The sequence below is a fragment of the Enterobacter sp. CCUG 70166 genome, assembly GCF_020224095.1.
GTDB classification, from domain to species: Bacteria; Pseudomonadota; Gammaproteobacteria; order Enterobacterales; family Enterobacteriaceae; genus Enterobacter; species Enterobacter intestinihominis.
Genome location: NZ_NRIQ01000011.1, coordinates 70748 through 93169 on the forward strand (window position 1 = coordinate 70748; position 22422 = coordinate 93169).

The 22422-nt window shown below is 51.5% G+C and carries 17 protein-coding genes; all 17 read left to right on the forward strand.

Translation table 11 applies throughout. The annotated features are described in order from the left end of the window. The first annotated feature begins 6 nt into the window (after nt 1-6). The 17 genes from CKK19_RS05410 to dbpA all read left to right on the forward strand — a co-directional run bounded on the left by CKK19_RS05410 (nt 7) and on the right by dbpA (nt 22419). Nucleotides 7-2775, forward strand: a complete 2769-nt coding sequence (locus CKK19_RS05410) for a T6SS effector BTH_I2691 family protein (RefSeq protein WP_063853444.1) — start codon at nt 7-9, stop codon at nt 2773-2775. Then, entirely contained in the window at nt 2772-3731 is a 960-nt protein-coding gene (locus tag CKK19_RS05415) for a putative type VI secretion system effector (protein ID WP_225455049.1), read from the forward strand. The genes CKK19_RS05410 and CKK19_RS05415 overlap by 4 nt, the downstream gene beginning before the upstream one ends. A gap of 293 nt (nt 3732-4024) precedes the next feature. Further along, the gene (locus CKK19_RS05420; RefSeq protein ID WP_063853446.1) at nt 4025-4987 is read left to right on the forward strand and encodes a putative type VI secretion system effector; all 963 of its coding nucleotides are present in this window, start codon (nt 4025-4027) and stop codon (nt 4985-4987) included. Nucleotides 4988-5198: 211 nt separating this feature from the next. After that, nucleotides 5199-6104: a DUF4123 domain-containing protein gene (locus tag CKK19_RS05425; RefSeq protein WP_063853447.1), complete on the forward strand. Its 906-nt coding sequence runs from the start codon at nt 5199-5201 to the stop codon at nt 6102-6104. Between the two features lie 51 nt (nt 6105-6155). Continuing rightward, complete coding sequence (locus CKK19_RS05430) at nt 6156-7331, forward strand: hypothetical protein (RefSeq protein ID WP_063853448.1); 1176 nt, start codon at nt 6156-6158, stop codon at nt 7329-7331. Further along, a complete protein-coding gene (locus CKK19_RS05435; RefSeq protein ID WP_318653995.1) occupies nt 7294-10749 on the forward strand; it encodes an ImcF-related family protein in 3456 nt (1151 codons plus the stop codon). Before CKK19_RS05430 ends, CKK19_RS05435 begins: the two co-directional genes overlap by 38 nt. Continuing rightward, nucleotides 10749-12350: a type VI secretion system protein TssA gene (tssA, locus tag CKK19_RS05440; protein WP_225455050.1), complete on the forward strand. Its 1602-nt coding sequence runs from the start codon at nt 10749-10751 to the stop codon at nt 12348-12350. Before CKK19_RS05435 ends, tssA begins: the two co-directional genes overlap by 1 nt. Nucleotides 12351-12391: 41 nt before the next feature. Then, nucleotides 12392-14146, forward strand: a complete 1755-nt coding sequence (gene tssF, locus CKK19_RS05445; RefSeq protein WP_063853451.1) for a type VI secretion system baseplate subunit TssF — start codon at nt 12392-12394, stop codon at nt 14144-14146. Continuing rightward, a complete protein-coding gene (gene tssG / locus CKK19_RS05450; protein ID WP_063853452.1) occupies nt 14110-15195 on the forward strand; it encodes a type VI secretion system baseplate subunit TssG in 1086 nt (361 codons plus the stop codon). Before tssF ends, tssG begins: the two co-directional genes overlap by 37 nt. Continuing rightward, nucleotides 15173-15718: a type VI secretion system lipoprotein TssJ gene (gene tssJ / locus CKK19_RS05455; protein ID WP_063853453.1), complete on the forward strand. Its 546-nt coding sequence runs from the start codon at nt 15173-15175 to the stop codon at nt 15716-15718. Before tssG ends, tssJ begins: the two co-directional genes overlap by 23 nt. Then, the gene (tssE, locus tag CKK19_RS05460; protein ID WP_023300218.1) at nt 15718-16173 is read left to right on the forward strand and encodes a type VI secretion system baseplate subunit TssE; all 456 of its coding nucleotides are present in this window, start codon (nt 15718-15720) and stop codon (nt 16171-16173) included. The genes tssJ and tssE overlap by 1 nt, the downstream gene beginning before the upstream one ends. Before the next feature lie 23 nt (nt 16174-16196). Then, nucleotides 16197-17528, forward strand: a complete 1332-nt coding sequence (locus tag CKK19_RS05465) for a VasL domain-containing protein (protein WP_063853454.1) — start codon at nt 16197-16199, stop codon at nt 17526-17528. A 25-nt stretch (nt 17529-17553) separates the two neighbouring features. Further along, a complete protein-coding gene (locus tag CKK19_RS05470; protein WP_063853455.1) occupies nt 17554-18042 on the forward strand; it encodes a hypothetical protein in 489 nt (162 codons plus the stop codon). Nucleotides 18043-18355: 313 nt separating this feature from the next. Next, complete coding sequence (locus CKK19_RS05475; RefSeq protein WP_022648264.1) at nt 18356-19486, forward strand: methyl-accepting chemotaxis protein; 1131 nt, start codon at nt 18356-18358, stop codon at nt 19484-19486. Nucleotides 19487-19576: 90 nt separating this feature from the next. Next, a complete protein-coding gene (zntB, locus tag CKK19_RS05480; protein ID WP_045308186.1) occupies nt 19577-20560 on the forward strand; it encodes a zinc transporter ZntB in 984 nt (327 codons plus the stop codon). Between the two features lie 281 nt (nt 20561-20841). Further along, nucleotides 20842-20988 carry a hypothetical protein gene (locus CKK19_RS05485; protein ID WP_369702450.1) on the forward strand — a complete coding sequence of 49 codons (147 nt, stop codon included), beginning with the start codon at nt 20842-20844 and terminating at the stop codon, nt 20986-20988. 57 nt (nt 20989-21045) lie between these two features. Continuing rightward, the gene (dbpA, locus tag CKK19_RS05490; protein WP_022648261.1) at nt 21046-22419 is read left to right on the forward strand and encodes an ATP-dependent RNA helicase DbpA; all 1374 of its coding nucleotides are present in this window, start codon (nt 21046-21048) and stop codon (nt 22417-22419) included. The last annotated feature ends 3 nt before the right edge of the window (nt 22420-22422 follow it).

The following is a 22422-nucleotide window of genomic DNA, read 5'->3' on the forward strand; positions in this document are numbered from 1 at the left end:
GTGAATATGGCATGCCAGGGGTTATGCACAACGAAAGGCCTGACAGTACTGCCCGTGCGCTATGCTGTTGTGCCAGAAAATATTAATGCCAGTTTACCGGGATGGGCGAATGATGCGCGCATAACAGGGGTAACGCTCGCCAGTAATGAAAAGTACACACTCCGCGCGCTTCGCCAGGGCTACCTTTACGTTTTTTATGAAAAAGGAAAACATGGCATCAATTACTGGCAGTGCTACAGCGTTGCGCCAGACGGCTCACTGTGGCTGCAACAGGTGGCGTCTAATCCTGTACCGGTGGATAAAGCGCTGTGCGAAACGGGCGAGCATATCGCGCAAAACGTCGAGTTCATGAGCATTGAATCCCCGGATAAGTGCGGCAATGTGTGGTTTGCGTTCAGTCAGTATCCGTGGGAGCAGGAAACGCTCGATCGGTATCGCATCAGGCCAGAAGAGCGCAGTGAGAGAATGCAGAAAGTGATGCCTTCGGTGGCGGGAGCTCAGCGCACAAAAACAGGGACCGACGTTACCGGGGCAAGCCTGAATCAGGTACTGGACTATCAGGTGCCTTCTGTTTCTGGTCTTCTGCCTGGTCCGGATGAAGCGAAAGTGGTAAACATCAGCCGTGCATCGTCACTCTGGGATCCGACAGTGGATGATCCCTGGCGGGTCAATAATGATGTGGTGAAACTGCAGTCCAGTCTGTATCCGTGGGCAAAAAACCGCAGTGGCATGGCAGCCGCGACGGTCACGGCCATGGAAAACCGAAGTGAGGGGATGACGCCGTTGCTGCTTCCACTCTGGGATCCGGTGGGGATTGTTCATGAGCTTAACGGCTGGTGCCAGGATGTGCTGGGGCGCCAGGCGCAGTTCCTGCAGGAGCGTGAGCTTGAGTTCGCCACCAAAACAAACCTCGATGCAGTCAGAACGCTGCTGGAAAGCAATGCCGAATCTCTGGAGGACGCGATGCGGAGACGAAGAACTGATGGTCCCATGCTGACAGACGAATATCTGGATTCGCGTCTGCAGGCGCTTGAGAAAAGGTATCAGGGTAAGCCTGATGTGCTGGCACAAATCAGGGCTGATGACAGGTTAGTGAGAAATTGGCATGCGCAGAACGTGACGGCATCATACCCGGAGAGTGTGCTGATGAGTCCACCCGAACCGCTGGCTGCTCACCAGCGACGGGTTGCCGCGATACAGGCTCAGGTCGATAAGGAACTGGCGTTAAATCTGCCTGAACCCTCGCAGGATTTCAGTGGAGTCCGGGCCCGGAGCTGGGCTCCCTATCAGAAAAAGCTCAACGCAACCCGACAGGCGAACTTTGATACCTGCTACACGAGCCTGGTTGATTCGGTTAATGCTATCTTCCAGAAGCGTATCGTCAGCGTGGTGAACTGGCTCAGTGCACCGGTACTGCTGGCAACGCTGGATGATTTCCAATGCGAGGCACAGCGGGCAGGGCTGTTCTACCAGTCAGCGGTGGGGATGGCCATGCACGGGATTAACAGCTGTCCGGCAGGGGCGGCAAAGATAGACGGCTGGTGGAATGAGTACAGCACTAAAAATCGCGGAAATCTGCTGTGGCGGCATGTGGCGGCCAATAACCCGCAGCTAATCAGTGAACTGGAGCCGTATCTGGCGACGGTGAAAGGGAAAAAGGACGAGGACGTGACGCCTCTGACGGCGACCGCCATGACGGCAGCCCTGATGCAGCAGGTCAGCAATATGAAAAAGCTGGAGGGGTATTACCAGAAATCGATGAACAGTGTCGTGAAGGGGCTGAGGGAAAATGCCAGCAAACTGGAAGTACAGCTCTTCAACACGGATGCGTTTATCGTCACGGTGGGAGACAGGGTAAGCCGAATTCTGCGGGTGGATAAGGCAGGCGAGAAGCTGGCGACCACGGCGTTCAGGCTGATATTTATGATAAGGGCGGGAATACCTTCAGAAAAAGTTCACTCGTTAGTGAATGCGTATCTGAAAGATGCCCCGGTGTTACGTCAGACGGTGCTGGCAGGTATACGGCGCAGCGGACGTTTTATGGCGAGCGGGAATGAAGTCGCCGAGATTAAACAGAGAATGAGCAGCAGGCTGGAAGAGCACTTTGCATCAGAAAAGGGCAAGGCCGAATATCGGCTGGCGGGAATAAACAGTCTGTTGCTGGTGCTGAATGCGATGGATTTTATCTACCTGTGCGGACAGGTAAGGGATGAGAAGAAGCCGCTGGCGAGCCTGCTGGCCAGCGGGCTGGCGATGGTGAGTCAGGGGACGTCGGTTATTTTGCCGGCAATAGAAAAAGGTCTGGAAGCGCGTGAGCTTACGGTGGCCTGGGTCAAGGGGGTTGGGGCGGCAGCGGGTGGAACTGCGTCTTTAATTTCGGTGTTTGCTGATGGTGCAAGTACTTACGAAGAGTTGCAAAGCAATCGTTTTTTACTTTCCTCTGTATTGCTTATTAAAACAACAGTTGATGTCCTGGCAGTCACAAAATCAGTCGGTCTTCTGCTGGAACAGTTTAGTCAACCGATAGTTAAAAAAGTAGCTGGGAAAATTACAGGTTTTTTGGCTTGGGAAATTTTAGGGATCCGAATACTTGCAGTACTGATGACCTGGGAAGTGATGGTAGCGATAACTTTGTTACAGGTGGTTGTGACCTGGATATCGGACGATGAGCTTCAGATATGGTGCAGGAAATGTGTATTTGGAACAGCACCGTTCAACCGCAGTGTGGCAGACCAGAATAAAGCCTTGGAAGGGGCGATAAAGGATATTTCATGAATTCAGAAGAGCAGCATCAGATATGCTCCCGTTTTGTTGAGCCAGAAAAATTAGCAGACCTGCGTACAAAGCGAGAGATTGAGATGATGAACGGCAGGCCGTGGACACGTGAGCTTCCGCCGCCGCCGGTATTGCCGCCTTATGGTCCTCTGGAGAAAATATCAGGGAAACTGCAGTCTTTCCGTAGCGAATATTTTCGGGAGTATTTTGATGCAGTTGCCTACCGGACCAGCACGTTGCCGGAGATATCAGATGGCCAGCGCGGAGCTGCCGCCGCTGCAGCGATAGTTGCAGGGAGCCCGGGTGTCGGGGCTGTAATGATGGCTGAAAGCGAGTCTTCGAATGATTCGGCGGAATATGTGCAGGGGATGATTAATGGCCAGCCGTTTCGCGGCTGGGTGGGTGTCACCCGGCTTCAGACTGGCGATGATGTGGACATGATTGTTGAGTGGCAGCATGACCATTATGAGGTCTATGCCATTGCGTTACCGGAAGAGCGGATAGTGTCAGTATGTCCGAAATGTGATATGGGGCATATTGCGCATATGCTGTGGCGCATTAAAAATATGTTCATTCTAATCACCATATTGATGGTGGCTTTTGTTTCTGTATGTGTATTTATCTCTATCTCAAAAGGAAATCCAAATGGTGTCTCTTTATTTGAGAGGTTTTATCTTTTCCTGGTAATGGCTTTTGTGGTGTCCTCTGTAATTTCGGGGTTGATTGCATTCTTTGCATATAAAGCCTGTGCGCCAACACGCTGCAAACTGGCGGAGGAGATATTTCAGTTGCTGCGGATGAGGCGTGTTGCAACAATCAATCTCAATAAAATAACAAAAAAACGTGAGCAACAACTAAAAGATAATGGGAAGTGGTATGAGCCGGGTGATAAAAGCAAACCTGCCTGTCCCAGCGGGAGATTCATTTATTCAGATGAAGGCTGGTTTTACTACTAAATCGGCAGTGAAACAAGCTACTTTCGCTAGTGTTATTAGTCGTGGAATGCTTCTGGTGTGGAATTAATTGCTGAAAAATAAACGGTGGAAATATATTTTGGAGTCAGATCTCTGGCGATTTTGCTGACCTGGGCAGTGATGGTGGCGATAACTTTGTTACAGGTGGTTGTGACCTGGATATCGGACGACGAGCTTCAGATATGGTGCAGGAAATGCGTATCTGGAACAGCACCGTTCAACCGCAGTGTGGCAGACCAGAATAAAGCCTTGGAAGGGGCGATAAAGGATATTTCATGAATTCAGAAGAGCAATATCAGATATGTTCCCGTTTTGTTAAGCCAGAAAAATTAGCAGACCTGCGTACAAAGCGAGAGATTGAGGTGATGAACGGCAGGCCGTGGACACGTGAGCTTCCGCCGCCGCCGGTATTGCCGCCTTATGGTCCTCTGGAGAAAATATCAGGGAAACTGCAGTCTTTCCGTAGCGATTATTTTCGGGAGTATTTTGATGCAGATGCCTACCGGACCAGCACGTTGCCGGAGATATCAGATGGCCAGCGCGGAGCTGCCGCCGCCGCCGCGATAGTCGCAGGGAGTCCTGGCGTCGGGGCTGCCATTATGGCTGAGAGCGAATCATCAAATGATTCGGCGGAATATGTGCAGGGAGATATTAATGGCAGACCATTTCGCGGCTGGGTGGGCATCACCCGACTTCAGGCTGGCGATAATGTGGACATGATTGTTGAGTGGCAGCATGATCATTATGAAGTCTATGCCATTGCGTTACCGGAAGAGCGGATAGTGTCTGTATGTCCGAAATGTGATATGGGGCATATTGCGCATATGCTGTGGCGGATTAAAAATATGTTTATTCTCACGGGGATTTTTTTCTTCTCAGTGCTTTTTGCGGGAGTTCTGAGTGAAGTGATTGAAGATACCTGGAAGGGCTTTGAGTTATTTATCACCACATACTTTTGGTTGTATGTTATAGCATTGTTGGGGGGAGGGGGTCTTTCAGGATTAATTGCATTCTTTGCTTATAAAGCCTGTGCTCCAACACGCTGCAAACTGGCGGAGGAGATATTTCATCTGCTGGGTGTTAAAAATATTAGAACAGTAAACCTCAATAAGGTGACAAAAAAACGTGAGCAACAACTAAAAGACAATGGGAAGTGGCATGAGCCGGGTGATAAAAGTAAACCTGCCTGTCCCAGTGGGAAATTCATTTATTCAGATGAAGGCTGGTTTTACTACTAGACAGAAAAAGACAGTGTTATTTTGGTTACCCTCGACAGGAAACGAGGTAAGCCAGCATGCCCAATTTTGAAATTTACCTACTCAGGAGGAAATTGCTATCTCTACTGAGAGAGGGAGCGGCTAAATATGAATAAGATAATGATGTTTTATGAAAATCATAAATAAAAATTAACTGAAATATTTTTCTAATATTATTCTGATAGGGTTGATTATGGATGGTAAATTTTTTAACGTCATACATGAAGAAATTACCAATGCTGCTTTTGGGAAAAATGGGAAATGTTTTCTGCTAATAGATGCATCTTTAGAACAGTATCATTCAGAACTTTTTTTGCCCGGTATTCTTAGAGAGTATAAATCTTTTCCGGTTACATTCCGCCAGGAAGAACTTCAGGGGGCTTTACCACTTTACCTTTTCCCTATTAGTGCCTCCAGCGAGAGAGATGGTCAATTGTTTAAGAATAGTATTTACCATTCATTAAATGAGTTGAAAATAGAAAAACTTGACTCCGGGGAAGGGCGTAGCGTCTGTGCGTGGATTTCGACGGATTTAACTGGGGAGCAGCTTGCTGAACAGGTCGCTTTGTCCGCCGTACAGTCGATTCAATCAGTTGGTAATATATTACTTCGCTATTACGACCCATCAGTATTTGGTTTGTTAATGTATACGCTAGATAAATGGCAAAAACAACAGCTATTAAGCAATATTAATACATGGTCTTATATTGATGGAGGCGGAATAGCTCAGGTGGTGAATGGTGATGGTAAATGCAAAAAAAAATTAAACTACTCACTTGGATTAACAGAGCAAAATGCATTAGAAATGGGCCGAATTTTAGTTGTTAATTATATTTTGCGAGCATATCTGAAAATGAGAATGCCGCATAAATTTAGTGAGCGTGATGTTATGGGATTATTGCATCCTGCGCTGGATTATTATTATTCAACTTTCTCAACATCCGATAAGGATGTTATTGATTTTGGGCTTGATGTGTTGAGCGCGCAGCGGCTATTTTATCAGGATGAGGTATTTAAGAAGATCTTATTTAGTAATCGCAGTAAAGACCTTCAGTCATACTCAGATATTAAATCCATAATTGACAGTATGGCATGTTAAGAAGTTTTTTCTCTTAAAGAAAATGTGCTGTTAACAATGATGGAGAATGATATGAATTGGCCTGTGCAAATAATCCCTCCAGTCGATAAAATTCCTGGAATTAAATGGAGTAAATGGTTTTTTTCTTTCATAAGTATTTTGTTGATTGTGGTGGTTAGTTGGGTTGGGGCTAAAATTATTTTGCCTGCTGAAGATGAAGAGCTTTTGAAATTGCTTACCCTGTTGTTTTTTTCGGTGCCCCTAGCTTTTTCTGTCATAATTTCCGTTAGAATCTATTACCATGGTTTGTGTTTGTCGGCATTCGAAGCAAGAGAGCGCGAAGCAGCATTGGTCAGGAAAGACTGGACTGAATGGGCAAGTAAAAAGTTTTATGTTTCCGCTTATAAACTATTTCTCCCTTCTGCAATATCGCAAACCGATATAGCAATGTCTCATTCGGTTGAAATATATAATAACCAGCGATTGAAACTACGGGGCCATAACGATGATTTATATACTGAAGAACAACTGATTTACGAACTGTTGTCGTCTGTCAGACCAAGGCTGTTACGGTTGAGTGAATCATGTATATTTGATGTTATATTTACCTATGATAGTAATTATATTACTTTCTCAATATTTCAAGAGTGTTGGGCTGCGATCGGGTTTGATGAAAATTGCTTGCGTAATTATTACTGTTGGAGTAAAGCATTAGGACAGGGATTTGATACATTATCCAACATCTCAAAAAATCGGGTGTCAATAATAATATCTGCAAACATTGAAACTTTTGTAAAATACCCCCCTGACTCAACAGAGTTCGCTTCAATATTGCTGGTGACTCATCAAGGGCAACCACCTGAAAAAGACAATAATGGTGTGGCTTTGCGACCAATGGTATGCAACAAAAATCTCACCAAACAAGAGGTCATCCACATGATGACTTACCAGTCAGATATTCTTAAAACGACAAGAGTACTTTTTAGCAATATGAGTGCAGAGGAAGCTTCAGAAGTTTCGGGGATATTAAGACTCTCATCTTTATCTATGAATGTTGAATGGGAGTGTGAGATAATGCATTTAAATTTGAAGCTGGGTAATTTAAATGAGCACCATTTTTGGTTGGTGTTTACTCTGGCACTTTTCATATCAGAAAAAAATAATGAGCCGGTTTTAATGGTCACTGGCGTTGGTGATGAATACCTTTTAAATGTCATTAAGCCATTTGATAATAGCAAGGAGCATTAAATTGAACACCTCGGCAAAATGGAGAGTGATTGGCCTTGTATCCTGTCTCATTATCTTTGGTGTGCTGACTTTTATAGGATGTTACTACTATGGGGATATCTTTGGATGGGTATCCTCAAAAGAAAAAGTGAGCCTTTGGTTCTTATGCATGTTTTTAATTTCTGTGTTCCTGATGTTGATGAACTTCGGTGTGTGGTTCCATCAAAAAGAGTATCGCTTTCAGCATATCGCGGGAGGGAAGTCCGTCACAGCTAATGTTCTTAATAACTATAAAAAGTCCAGTAAAAAGGATCCTGTAAAAGCTCATTTACGCCGACGCTATAGCTTCTTGTGGCAAAACAAGATCCGCCTGCTGTTGATCACCGGCGATGAAGCCGCGATTGAACAACTGGTACCCGGCCTGCAACAGCAGCAGTGGCTTGAAGGCAACCGCACCGTGCTGATTTACGGCGGCAACCTGGCATCGGAGCCTGACCGCGAAAAATACACCGCGCTGCGTAAACTACGCCGCGGGCGCCCGCTGGACGGGATTATCCGTGTACTGCCTGAGTCGCCTAAGCTGACCCCACATATCAGCGACAGCGATTTACGCGGCCTGGAAAAAATCAGCGAACTGCTGCGTTATTCCGCTCCGGTCTGGCTGTGGCAACTGTGCAGCAGTCACTGGTCGCAGGGTACGCGTCCTGAGCAGGCGGTAGGCGCAAGCTTTCCACCACGCGCAAAAGAAGATGATGTAATCCGCCAGCTGGAACTGATGCTGCCGGCCCTGCGGGCGCAGGGGATGAGTCAGGTCGCGGAAAACAGCAGCCACGACTTCCTGCTGCGCCTGAGCCAGCACCTGAACGACGGTGCTATTGCCCGCTGGGCTCAGCAGTTGCAGCCATGGTTCTTTGTTTCTCAGCAGCGCGTCCCGCTGCGTGGTCTGATGTTCAGCCTGTCGGAGAAGAAACCTGCCGGAATGTCAGCGGGAACAGCCGACGCTGAGAATTATGGATCACAGCGTCATGCCTTGACTCTGCCAGCAACCTGGCAGGGTATTGTTGACGACTGCACCCGCGTACGTGGCCGTCGTGTCGGTATGCCGTGGGAACGAGCGCTGGCCTGGTCACTGATGGCCATCATCAGTGTCTGGGGGGGAGGGATGCTGCTGTCTTTTGCGGTCAACCGCCCACAAATAGTTTCTGTTGCACAGCAGGCTCATGCTCTGGTTGAGCACCCTTCTGTATCGGATTACCAGCTGACGGCCCTGCATGCTTTGCGTAATGATGCCGGTCGCCTGCTGCACCATATTCAGGACGGCGCGCCATGGTATCAGCGCTTTGGTCTTAACCATAATCAGCAATTGCTTGACGCAATGCTGCCCTGGTACGGGGTGGCGAACAACCGTCTGATACGTGATCCGGCAAATGAAGCGCTTAAGCAGAAGCTCATTGCGCTGGTCAATTCGGCACCCAACAGCGACCAGCGGACACAGATGGCGAAACCAGGTTATGACCAGCTGAAAGCCTGGCTGATGATGTCCCGTCCGGATAAAGCTGATGGTGCATTCTACGCGCAAACCATGAAAACTGTGCAGCCGACGCGTTTAGGTATCTCAGCTGGCCTGTGGCAAAGCCTGTCACCGGATTTGTGGGCCTTCTACATCACCGAACTGCCAGCGCAGCCACAGTGGAAAATCACGCCGGATGCGCAACTGGTCAGCCAGAGCCGCCAGGTGTTGTTGCAGCAGATAGGACGGCGCAACGCGGAAAGTACGCTGTACGAGAACATGCTCAAATCCGTACGTCGTAACTTTGCCGATGTGTCTCTGGAGGACATGACTGGCGGTACCGATGCCCGTCGCCTGTTTACCACCGATGAGGTGGTGCCGGGCATGTTCACCCGTCAGGCCTGGGAGGGAGGGATTCAGCAGGCCATTGAGAAAGCGGCAAACTCCCGCCGCGATGAAATCGACTGGGTACTGAGCGACAGCCGGAAAACCGTTTCCTCAGACCTGTCGCCGGAAGCACTGAAAGCACGTCTGACGGAACGCTACTTCACCGACTTTGCCGGTAGCTGGCTGAGCTTCCTCAACAGCCTGCAACTTAATCCGGCAAACAATATTGCAGACGTCACTGACCAGCTGACGCTGATGAGTGATGTTCGCCAGTCACCGCTGATTGCCCTGATGAACACCCTCGCCTGGCAGGGGCAGGCCGGCCAGAAGAGTGAAGGCCTGTCGGACTCCATCATCAAATCGGCTAAAGACCTGGTAGGCGGGAAGGACAAACCGGTAATTGACCAGTCAGCCTCAGGCCCGCAGGGCCCACTGGATGAAACCTTTGGACCGTTGCTAACACTTATGGGTAAAAACAACGGCAGCAACGTTATGTCGGCTGACAATTCACTGAGCCTGCAAACGTATCTTACCCGTATCACCCGTGTGCGTCTGCGTCTGCAACAGGTCGCCAGCGCCTCTGACCCTCAGGAAATGATGCAGAGCCTGGCGCAGACCGTATTCCAGGGCAAAAGCGTGGACCTGACCGACACCCAGCAGTACGGCAGCCTGATTGCTGCAAGCCTGGGCGAAGAGTGGAGTGGTTTTGGCAGCACCATGTTTGTGCAGCCGCTGACCCAGGCCTGGGAAACTGTGCTTCAGCCATCGGCAGCGAGCCTGAATGACAAATGGAGTCGTTCCGTGGTGGCGAACTGGCATACGGCATTTGACGGACGTTTCCCATTTGCTGTCAGCAAGAGTGATTCCTCTCTGCCAATGCTGGCTGAGTTTGTGCGTAAGGACAGCGGACGCATTGAGCGCTTCCTGACCACGGAACTCGGCGGTGTGCTGCATAAGGAGGGCAGCCAGTGGGTACCGGATAAGGTCAACAGCCAGGGACTGAACTTTAACCCAGCCTTCCTGCGGGCGATTAATCAGCTCAGCCAGCTATCGGATATCTTGTTTACCGACGGCAGTCAGGGCATCAGCTTTGAACTACAGGCGCGTCCGGTACCGCAGGTGGTAGAAACGCAACTAACTATTGATGGACAAAAGCTACACTACTTCAACCAGATGGCAGACTGGCAGAGCTTCCGCTGGCCTGGTGACACCTACAAGCCCGGAACCATGCTGACATGGACCACCGTCAATGCGGGTGCACGTCTGTTTGGTGATTACAGCGGAACCTGGGGCTTTATTCGCTGGCTGGATGAGAGTAAACGAGAGCAGCTTGACCGCAGTCAGTGGATGATGAGTTTTACCGCCCCGGATGGTCGTACCCTACAGTGGGTACTGCGTTCACAACTGGGCAGTGGGCCGCTGGCGTTACTGGCACTGCGGGGCTTCACGCTGCCAGATCAAATATTTAGCGTAGATAGCGCGGCTATGGCGCAGGCGCTGATGACCAATACAGAAAACAGTGACATGGACGGAGTCGAATAATGGACGCTTTGCAGAATCTGGTTGTTGCCTGCCAGGCAGATGAAACCCTGCTGCGACAGCAGGCGCAGTCACATTCCGAAAGCTGGCAGCGCTGGCTTACCCCGATCAGTGAGAACAGTCCTACAGGAGAAGACCCGGGTTATGACGATGATTTCCAGCGTATCCGGGAGGAGGTCAATAAACTTTCCAGTATTGATACCGGGCTGATTTGCCAGCTGGCTGAAAAGGTGTTGAACACTGTGGCCAAAGATGTCCGGGTTGCTACTTACTATTGTTGGGCGCGCTTGCACCAGGACGGTGAAACCGGGTTTGCTGAAGGGCTTGAGCTACTTGCGGGATTACTAACGCGCTATGGAAAGCAGCTTCACCCACAGCGAGAGCGAAGCCGTAAACCAGCACTGGAGTGGCTCGCAGGCTCTCGTCTGCTTGACAGCCTGTTACTATGGCCAGAAGTGGTACGCGACGATGCCCAGCGTACGACCGGTGCGTTGCTTCTCATCCGAGACAGTCTTGAAACTGAGCCTGAAGCGTCACGTCCAGATCTGAATGCCCTGTACAGCGCGCTGAGTTCCCGCCTGATGAAAGCCGGTGGCGTGGATGCGGTAATACCCCAGAACGCCAGCAGTAAAACACGCGCGCAGTGGGCATCTCACGCGGCAGAGCAGGACGCGCCAGTGCTGAGCCACATCACGTCAGGTCAGGATTTGCTGGCTCAGGCCCGAACCCTGACGGGATATCTACGTGAGCAACCCGATGGCTGGCTTGCCGCACACCGACTGATGAAAAGTCTGCGTCACGACACGCTGAGAGCGATCCCGGCACCGGATGCCGAAGGGAAAACGCGCATCGAACCGCCGCGGGCTGACCAGCGGGCAATGCTCAAACGGCTGTATTTGCAACAGAGCTGGCTGGAGATATTGGAACAAGCGGACAGTACTTTCTCGCGTGGCGCCAATCATCTCTGGCTGGATTTGCAGTGGTACATCCATCAGGCCCTGATTAAATCAGGCCAGGATGTGCTGGCCGATATCATTATCGCTGACCTGAAAGGGCTGCTGCGGCGCCTTCCCGGACTTGAAACGCTGGCCTTCAATGACGGCACACCCTTTGCTGATGAGGTCACGCTGAACTGGATAAACCAGAGCGTGCAGGACGAGATGTCCAACTGGCGGGATGAGCCTGTCAATGCCTTGAGTGAAACTGGCAACGATATTCTGGCCCTTGAACCGGAAGCTTTGGAGAAAGCTGACACGGATGGTCTGGATGACACACTCCACTGGCTGCAAACGCGCCCGGGCACCGACACCACAAAAGACAAATGGTTGGTGCGTCTGCTGATGGCACGTGTGGCGGAGCAGAAGGGTAAGAATGAGCTGGCTCTGCATCTGCTGGGTGAGCTTGACGGTGCAGCACAGGCCATCACCCTCACGCAATGGACGCCAGCATTGTTGTTTGAAGTGAAATCGCGCCGCCTCAGGCTGCTGCGCATGAAAGCCGCCCGCAGCGAAACCGATAAGTCACGGCTTCAGCCAGAGATGGACCAGCTTCTGGCGGGCCTGATTGCGCTTGACCCGGCAGGCTGTGCGGTGCTTTGCGGGTAAAGCGACTGACATACCTTTAAAACACATTTATTCAGGTTCTTATGGATGATTTAACCCTGCGTTATTACGACGCTGAAATGCGCTACCTACTGGAAGCCGGCGAGGAATTCGCCCGTGCTCATCCCGAGCAGGCGGCAATGCTCAATCTCGATAAAGCGGGCGCGCGCGACCCATACGTGGAGCGCCTGTTCGAAGGTTTTGCCTTCCTGATGGGCCGTCTGCGCGAGAAGCTTGACGACGACCTGCCGGAACTGACCGAAGGGCTGGTCAGCCTGTTGTGGCCGCATTACCTGCGCACCATTCCCTCGATGTCGGTGGTGGAGTTCACTCCTGTCTGGCGTGAGATGAAAGAACCGATGCGTATCGCCAGAGGTTTCGAGGTCAATTCGCGACCGATCGGTGAAAAAGGCACGCGTTGTCGCTACACCACAACTAAAGAGATAACCCTTCAGCCACTGGCGTTGGAGCATGCCCGCCTGTCGACTGATCCTGACGGGCGCTCTGTCATCAGCCTGCGCTTCAGTTGTAGCCATCTTGCTGACTGGAGCCGTGTCGATCTCAGCCAGATCCCGTTCTATTTCAATGCTGACGCACCGCTGGCCTGCGCTATGCATGAAGCTTTTACCATGAATACGGCGCGTCTGTGGCTGCGCATGCCAGGTGACACGGACAGAAGGCCGATGGACGGGTATTTCACCGCACTGGGGTTTGGTGATGATGACAGGCTGTGGCCGAAGGGGGACAGCAGTTTCAGCGGTTACCAGTTGCTGCTGGAGTACTTCACCTTCCGCGAGAAATTTATGTTCATGGGGCTGCGCGGGCTGGAGGCCGTGATCTTTCCTTCTGAGCTTCCTTGGTTTGAAATCGACGTGGTGCTGGCGGAACGCTGGGAGCATGACTTCAGCTTTACCGAAAAGCACCTGCGCCTGAATTGCGTGCCGGTCATTAACCTTTTCCCGCTGGAATCCGATCCGCTGACGCTCAATTCTCTGCAAACCGAATACATGCTGCGCCCGATGCGCGTGCAGGATGGCCATACCGAGATATATACCGTGGATTCGGTGATGTCGTCGAGTCAGCATACCTACGTGCCGTTTTCGAGCTTCCGTCATAAGGGAGGAATGATGCGTCATGAAGCACCGGAATATTACTACCACACCCGCGTGCGCCGCGGTCCGTCCGGCCTGCATAACACCTGGCTCATTCTTGGCGGCGAAGCATTTGATAATCATACCGTCCCGGAAGACGAAAGCCTGTCGCTGACGCTCACCGGCACAAACGGTCAACTGCCACGACGTGCGCTGCAAAGCACCGTGCTTGATACGGTGATGAAAACCACTTCGGTCAGCATTGCCGTGCGCAACCTGTGTGCGCCGACGCTGCCTTGTTACCCACCGGCGCAGGACCGTTTCCACTGGCGCGTGCTGAGTCACCTTGGCAGCGGATTTCTGTCGATGATGGATAATGCCGACGTGCTGCGCGGTACCCTGGCGCTGTATGAATGGACCGACAGCGAGATGAACCGTCGCCGCCTGGAAGCCATCATTGACGTGAAGCACAGTGAAACCGAACGCTTTGAGCAGGGCTATCTGGTGCGCGGCGTGCAGATTGAGGTGACCCTGGACAGCCATGGCTTTGCCGGGCGCGGTGACATCTGCCTGTTTGGCGAGATGCTGAGTCGTTTCTTTGCGCTCTACACCGACATTTATTTGTTTAACCGACTGATTATCATCCTGCAACCTACCGGAGAGCGCCTGGAATGGGAAGAGAAGCACAATCGCCGTATTCCCGGCTGAGCCCACGGCTGGAAGCCGACCTGCATCGCATTAACTTTTACCGTTTATGCCAGTTACTGGAGAAGCGTAACCCGGGCAGGCCGCTGATGGGCTCGACCAGTCACCCGGGGGATGATCCGGTACGCTTTGCCCCACATCCGGGGATGGGATTTCCGGCCAGTGAGATGAAAGCCGTGGAATATGATGAGGAGGATGACAGCCGGCCACCACTCATCCGCACGACCTTTATGGGAATGTACGGTGTCGACTCACCCTTGCCGACGGCGTATCTCGATGACATCGCTCAGCGTCGGGAAGGGCATTATGCACTACAGGGTTTTCTGGATATCTTCAGCCATCGCATTCTGACGCAGTTTTACCGTATCTGGCGTAAATACTCTTATCCTGCCACCTTTGAACCCGGTGGTACAGACAGCATCTCGCAGTCACTGCTGGGCCTGGTGGGGCTGGGTATTCCCGGCACAGCAGACCACATTGCCACACCGGTATCCCGTTTTCTGGCTTTGCTGGCTGTCCTACAGCAACCGGGCAAAACGCAGGAGGGGATGCAGGCGCTGGTGACTTTGCTGGCCCCGGAAACCACCGTTAAGGTTAGCCCGTACTGCCTGCGGCCGGTGGAAATTGGTCAGCCACTGGGCTTTTACGGTGATGACGATTTTCTGTTGGACGGCAACACACCACTGGGTGACGAAGCGATGGATGCGGGTAGCCAACTGCTGGTTGCGCTTAGGACGGATAATGAACAGGAGGCACAGGGCTGGAAGCCGGACGGTCTGCTGTATCAGGACTTTATGGTGATGCTTCGTGTCTGGCTCGGTTGGCGTTTTAAGGCAAAACTCACCCTGACCACCCGGACCCGACTTCTTGCCGTTCCGCCGCTTGGTGAAGGCCCTTTCTGGCTCGGGATGAACGGCGTGCTGGGGGCTGATGAGGGGGAGTTTACAGACGATATCCCACCGACCTTTACGACGGAACTGGGCTATTACACCGGCCTGAAGCCGGCAATATCACAACAAGGAAACCGACGTGTTACGTACAAGTTCAATTAAACATGCGAGCTTGCTGCCTGCTCTGCTGGCATTCAGCCTGACGGGGTGCGGGGTGACGCAGGGCATCACTGATGGCACCAAATCGGCATTTAACTCCGTGTTCTACAAAAAAATTAAGATGCTGCACCTGGATTTCACGGCGCGTGAAGCGTTAAACACCGATTCCCGCGAAAATAACTCACTCTCCGAGCCGGTGGTAGTCCGCGTCTATCAACTGAAAGACCGTAAAATCTTCGATAAAACGGTTTACAAGCAACTCCTGAAAGATGGCGAAACCATCCTGAAAGCCGACCTGCTGGCGACCCGAGATGTGGTCGTAAAACCGGGTGGTGATACAAATCTTGATATGCCAATGGAAGAAGAAACGCAGTTTGTCGCGGTAGTCGGCCTGTTTCGTCACCCGGACCTGGACAACAATACCTGGAAGCAGGTTCTAAAACGTGAAGATCTCGATCCGGATAAGCCGCGCATTCTGGAGGCCGGGAATAACCACCTGACGTTACAGCCATTGAAGGATGACTGATGCCAAAGGGACATAATACGCCATCGCTGTATGAAATGCTGAGCGGCAATTTCTCAGGTGGCCTGAACCTCAACCAGGTCAGCGAACAGAATCAGGTGATTTTATCAGTACTCGATAACATGCAGCGCATCCTCAACTGCCGCGCTGGTACGCTGGCTCACCTGCCAGACTACGGCATGCCTGATATGACAAAAATCCTCCAGGGGATGCCCGGAACCGCCCATCAGCTGATCACCACACTGTCGGCCGTGTTGCTGAAATATGAGCCGCGCCTGAATCGAATTAACGTGGTGATGCAGGAACAGATTCAGGCCGGTGAGCTTCGCTACGCCATTGACGCGGAGCTGAAGGGGGTGGGGCTGGTGCGCTACGGCACGGAATTTATGCCCGAGGGCAGGGTATTAATCCGTCATCTGAAACAACAGCAATACCTCGATGCACGAGCCGCCATCTAGTTATTACTCAGGTTAAAACAGTTATGACAATAAATTCTGAACGCCAACTTAAAACCGGCGGGGATCCGCGCACGCTTGCGGATTACGCTGCCTTGCGCGAAGAAATGAACAAGCTCACCCATCCGGCACGCCCGGATGTGAACTGGCAACACGCGGAAACGCTCTGTCTGTCACTGTTCGGGCATAACGGTGTGGAGCTACAAACGGCTGCATGGTATACGCTCGCCCGTACGCATCTGGCCGGATTGTACGGTATGAATGAGGGGCTTGCGGTACTTGCTGCACTGGTAGCCCGCCAGTGGGGAAACCTCTGGCCACAGCCTGTCCATGCGCGAATCGAAATCCTCTGTGCACTCAGCAAGCGCCTGCAACAGGTAGTACGAACGCTATCGCTGACGTACGCTGACTTAGGGCAGCTGTATCAGTCTGAAGAGCATCTGAGCGCTTTGGGGGACGTCTTGCAGCGTCTGGAACTCAAGCATGCTACTCAGCTTGATGCTCTGCGCACGATGATGCAGAACGCAGCAGTGCGTCTGGAAAAGAGCGAAAATACGGACATGAGTCTGCACGGTGACGCATTGGGTGCTACGGAAATTCACCTCGTCGAACCGACTGAGCGTAGTAAATGGGTTTATGTGGTTGAGCCCGAGCCGGTGCTGAACGTTGGGGTGGTTAAAGAACCTCCGGTGTCGATGAAACCCTGGAAGCCATTTGCTGCTGGTATGTTGACCATGCTGGTGGCAGCCAGTGTCGTCGCAGGAGGATGGCAGATGTTGCATGCGCCAGATTCGGCACAAGCGCAGCTAGCCGCGGCTCTGGCTCCTCTACCTCAAGGGCTATCTACAGGGCAATTAGAGGTGCTGCAACAAACGTCACCATCACCGGAACCGGGGATTGGCAAGACACAACAGCTGTTAGCGCAGCTTTTACAGTTGAAACCAGACTGGGCTGTGAGCTTCGGCGACCGTCTGGTGCAGCAGGCGCTGACGCTGTGGCCGGAAGAAGCCAAACCCCTGGCGCAATATTGGCAGAAACAGATGAGTATCGCTGCGCTAGCAGATTTAGATCTGAATGGATGGCATCAGGGTATGGCGCAGTTGCAGGAGTTGACGAACAAGCTGAACGCACTGGATGAACAGAAAGGGAAGTACATGACGGTGAGTGAACTGAAATCAGACGTGTTTGCCATGTCGCAGTCATTTAGCCAAACCATACCGCTTGAGGAGCAGCTTCGTCTGCTTTCCACTTTACCTGCCGGGCAACCCCGGTCAGCAGCGCAGCAAAACAAGGTCGAACAACATCTTCAGCAGTTGATTGTCAGCTACGCCCTGCTGAAGCACAAAAAAGAACAATAAGACTGGCGAAAAACACGGAGTTAACATGTCAGCAAGAGAGCGTTTTTTTAAGAAAGTGCAGCAGAATAACGTAAATAAACCGATTCATATTAATTCGGCTGAAGCCGAAGTCAGGGTTTTTTGTCAGCGGATGGATGATCTTGCACAGCAAATTATTGTTTGGTTTGAGGGTTCTGGTATTGAAGTCCTGTTATCCCAAAAGCATATCACCGATTTGAGTACGGTCGGCTACAGCCTCAGTAGCTGTATATGTCGTTATGTCATCACGACTGTCATTCTGCGAAATGGAGATCGCAGCGTCAGCATTATGCCAGAACAGATCATCAGGGGATCAGAGAAGGGGTGTATGACAATGTGCATTAATGCCCCCGGCAGTATATCGGGGGAGAGGATATACCATTTAAGCATGGCGCCTGAAACAGGCTGGTATATTCGTCGCGGACATCAAAGTGTGAAAGAGAATGTTCTCATGACGGAGGACTATTTTTTCCAGTCAGTCGACTGTCTGGCCTGAACGTAAGCCAGCCTGGTGGGAGGTCACGGTAACGTAGTTGATATATATTAACTACGTTAACTTATTAAGCATGACTAAACAATGTTGCCCTACGGTACTCCTTCTTAAATAGGTAAGCGCTAATATTTAAGGGGGGGCGGTAACCAAACTACAAGCTGGATATTTACCGTATATCATGCTTTTTATCTGCCTTAAGCGAAACTGCTCAAATCAAACTGCAAAACAACAAACCAACGACGAACGTGAGGACAAAATACTGTGGCAATGCTATAAACCTTAGAGCCCACAAAAATATAAAGTCGTAGGAAAAACTATGCTAAGAAATATTAGTGTCAGAACCTTCATTGTCTATTTCCTTTTATGTGTGTTTTTGGTAAGTGATGGAGTTATAGCGCTATTTTCAGGGAGTTTTTCGCTTTTTATTGCAGTCATTATCGTACAATGTATCGCCTTAATTTTACTCTGGGCGTATATGACAAAATATCTTGTGACGCCGATCAATACTGTGAAAAAAAGTATTGAAGAAGTGACGTCAGGCAATCTCGGCGTGTCGATCCCTGAATTCGGCAACAACTGTGCGGGACGACTGATCCCGGGCATTAATAGTCTCTCCAGCAACATTGCAACGCTGGTCCGTGAAATCCGCGCCTCCTCGCAAACCGCGATGACCCTGTCAGATCAGCTTTCTTCACGCAGCGCGCAGCTTTCCGTTAAAACAGAACAGCAGTCAGCTTCGCTGGTGCAAACGGCAGCCAGCATGGAAGAGATGGCTGCAAGTACAAAAAATAATGCCGACAATACCCGTTTAGCCAGCGAACAGGCGAATATCGCGACGTTGCAGGCGCGTAAAGGCGGAGAGTTAATGGGGCAGGTCGCGAACAATATGCAATCAATTACCGACTGCGCCCAGCAAATGACAGAGATTATCTCGCTGATTGACGGTATCGCTTTCCAAACCAATATACTGGCGCTTAATGCTGCCGTTGAAGCGGCAAGAGCGGGCGACCATGGTAAAGGATTTTCAGTAGTCGCCGGTGAGGTCAGAAGCCTGGCGCATCGTAGCGCCGAAGCGGCAAAAAATATTAAGTCATTGATTGAAGTCACCAGCCATAACGTGACGCAGGGCGTTAACGTAGTCTCTGAAGCTGAAAAAAACATGCACGACATCGTTACCGGCTCGGGCAACGTGAGCCGACTGATGGATGAAATTTCCGCCTCAACATCGGAACAAGAAAAAGGGATTTCACAAATCACGCTGGCATTGTCAGAGCTGGAACGCGTAACACAGAGCAATGTGTCGATGGTTGAAGAACTGAACGGTTCGTCAGATGTGTTGCGCAATCAGGTGATTGAACTTCAGACACGAACACGTAATTTCCGTCTGAAGAACGAGTACCAGGCTGATAATGCGTTAATAAGCCGCGAATGGGTGGTGAATTCCTGAGCATATTCAGGATGATGCCTCACATAATTATTGCTTAACCCTCGACGAAAGCTAGACTGACACCGAAAGAGATAAATCGGTGGAGGCGCTGTGGAGAGCATTAAAGGGTCTGAAGTTAACGTACCTGACGCGGTTTTTGCATGGGTACTTGATGGGCGCGGGGGCGCAAGGCCGCTTGAAGATCAGGATCACATCGACAACGAACACCCATGCTGGCTGCACCTCAACTACACGCACCCGGACAGCGCCGAGTGGCTCGCGTCCACGCCGCTATTGCCCAACAACGTTCGGGATGCGCTGGCGGGAGAAAGTCTCAGACCTCGCGTCAGCCGGATGGGTGAGGGGACGTTAATAACACTGCGTTGCATAAACGGCAGTACGGATGAGCGTCCGGATCAGCTGGTGGCAATGCGTGTCTACATGAATGAACGATTGATTGTTTCCACCCGTCAGCGAAAAGTGCTGGCGCTGGATGACGTCATTAACGATCTGAAAGAGGGCACGGGGCCTACGGATTGCGGAAGCTGGCTGGTGGATGTATGTGATGCGCTGACCGATCATGCCAGCGAGTTTATTGAAGAACTCCACGATAAAATCATCGATCTGGAAGACAACCTGCTCGATCAGCAAATTCCCCCACGTGGTTTTCTGGCGTTGTTGCGAAAACAGCTTATTGTTATGCGCCGCTATATGACCCCGCAGCGCGACGTCTATGCGAGACTGGCCAGCGAACGCATGAGCTGGATGAATGACGATCAGCGTCGCAGAATGCAGGATATTGCTGACCGGCTGGGACGTGGTCTGGACGAAATTGATTCGTGTATCGCCAGAACGGCGGTCATGGCGGATGAGATAGCACAGGTAATGCAGGAGTCATTAGCCAGGAGAACCTATACCATGTCGCTGATGGCGATGGTCTTTTTACCGAGTACGTTCTTAACCGGGTTGTTTGGCGTCAATCTTGGGGGGATCCCCGGCGGTGAATATCACTATGGCTTCACCACGTTTTGCATCATGTTAGTGGTTTTGATTGGGGGTGTTGCATGGTGGTTGCATCGTAGTAAATGGCTGTAAATTTACGCATTTTCTAATGCTGCGACTGCTTCAAAACGACATTTTAATTGAGCGAAGTCAATAAACTTAGACCATGTTAGGTGCAATATGACTCCCGCAGGTGAATGCAACGTCAAGCGATGGGCGTTGCGCTCCATATTGTCTTACTTCCTTTTTTTGAATTACTGCATAGCACAATTGATTCGTACGACGCCGACTTCATAGTCGGCTTTTTTTTGCCTCCTGTTTATCTGCGTCTACCCTTTAGGGGTAAGCACCCTAATCTGGAGGAAAAGATGAGTATGCTACTTGCCCTGCAACGCCTGAACACATGGCAGTCCGATCCGGTGCCCACCGATCCGACCCCAATTCCCGATCCCATCCCGCGTCCGCAGCCGATGCCGGATCCGCCACCGGACGAAGAACCGATTAAATTGTCGCATCGTTAGCGGAGATCTGCGAGGATACGCGCCATCTGACTGCAATCATTACCATGAGAGTATATTGTGACCGCTTTTTCCACGCTGAACGTTCTGCCTGAAGCCCAACTGACAAACCTGAATGAGTTGGGTTACCTCACTATGACCCCTGTCCAGGCCGCCGCGCTGCCGGCTATCCTTGAAGGCCGGGATGTGCGCGTGCAGGCGAAAACCGGTAGTGGAAAAACGGCTGCATTTGGACTCGGCCTGTTGCAGCATATTGATGCAACCCTGTTTCAGACCCAGTCCCTGATACTCTGCCCGACGCGCGAGCTGGCCGACCAGGTCGCGGGTGAGCTGCGTCGTCTGGCGCGTTTTTTGCCTAACACTAAAATTTTAACGCTCTGCGGCGGGCAACCGTTCGGTGCGCAGCGCGATTCCCTTCAACACGCCCCGCATATCATTGTGGCAACGCCGGGCCGTCTGCTCGATCACCTGCAAAAAGGCACCGTTTCACTCGATGCACTGCAAACGCTGGTGATGGATGAAGCTGACCGCATGCTGGATATGGGCTTCAGCGATGCGATTGACGAAGTGATTCGCTTTGCGCCAGCCACGCGTCAGACGCTGCTTTTTTCTGCCACCTGGCCAGAGGCGATTGCGGCGATCAGCGGGCGCGTGCAGAAGAACCCGCTGACCATTGAAATCGATACTGTCGATGCATTGCCAGCGATTGAGCAGCAGTTCTTCGAGACGTCGCAGCAGGGCAAAATTCCACTGCTGCAAAAATTGCTTAGCCAACACCAGCCAGCGTCCTGCGTGGTGTTCTGTAATACCAAAAAAGATTGTCAGGCGGTGTGCGATGCCCTGAATGATGCCGGACAGAGCGCATTATCGCTGCATGGCGATCTGGAGCAGCGCGATCGCGATCAGACGCTGGTGCGTTTCGCTAACGGCAGCGCTCGCGTGCTGGTTGCAACGGATGTGGCGGCTCGTGGCCTGGATATTAAATCGCTTGAACTGGTGGTGAATTTCGAACTGGCATGGGATCCGGAAGTGCATGTCCACCGCATCGGGCGTACCGCGCGTGCGGGTAACAGCGGTCTCGCGATCAGCTTCTGCGCACCTGAAGAGGCGCAGCGCGCTAATATTCTTGCGGAAATGCTGCAACTGAAACTCAACTGGGTGAATGCCCCCGGTAATATCAGCATCGCTCCGCTGGCGGCGGAAATGGCCACCCTGTGCATCGACGGCGGAAAAAAAGCCAAAATGCGACCCGGTGACGTTCTGGGGGCGTTAACAGGGGATATTGGTCTCGACGGGGCAGATATTGGCAAGATCACGGTCCATCCTGCACATGTCTATGTAGCGGTTCGCCAGTCGGTTGCGCATAAGGCCTGGAAACAGTTGCAGGGCGGGAAGATTAAAGGGAAAACCTGCCGTGTTCGGCTGCTGAAGTAAGGG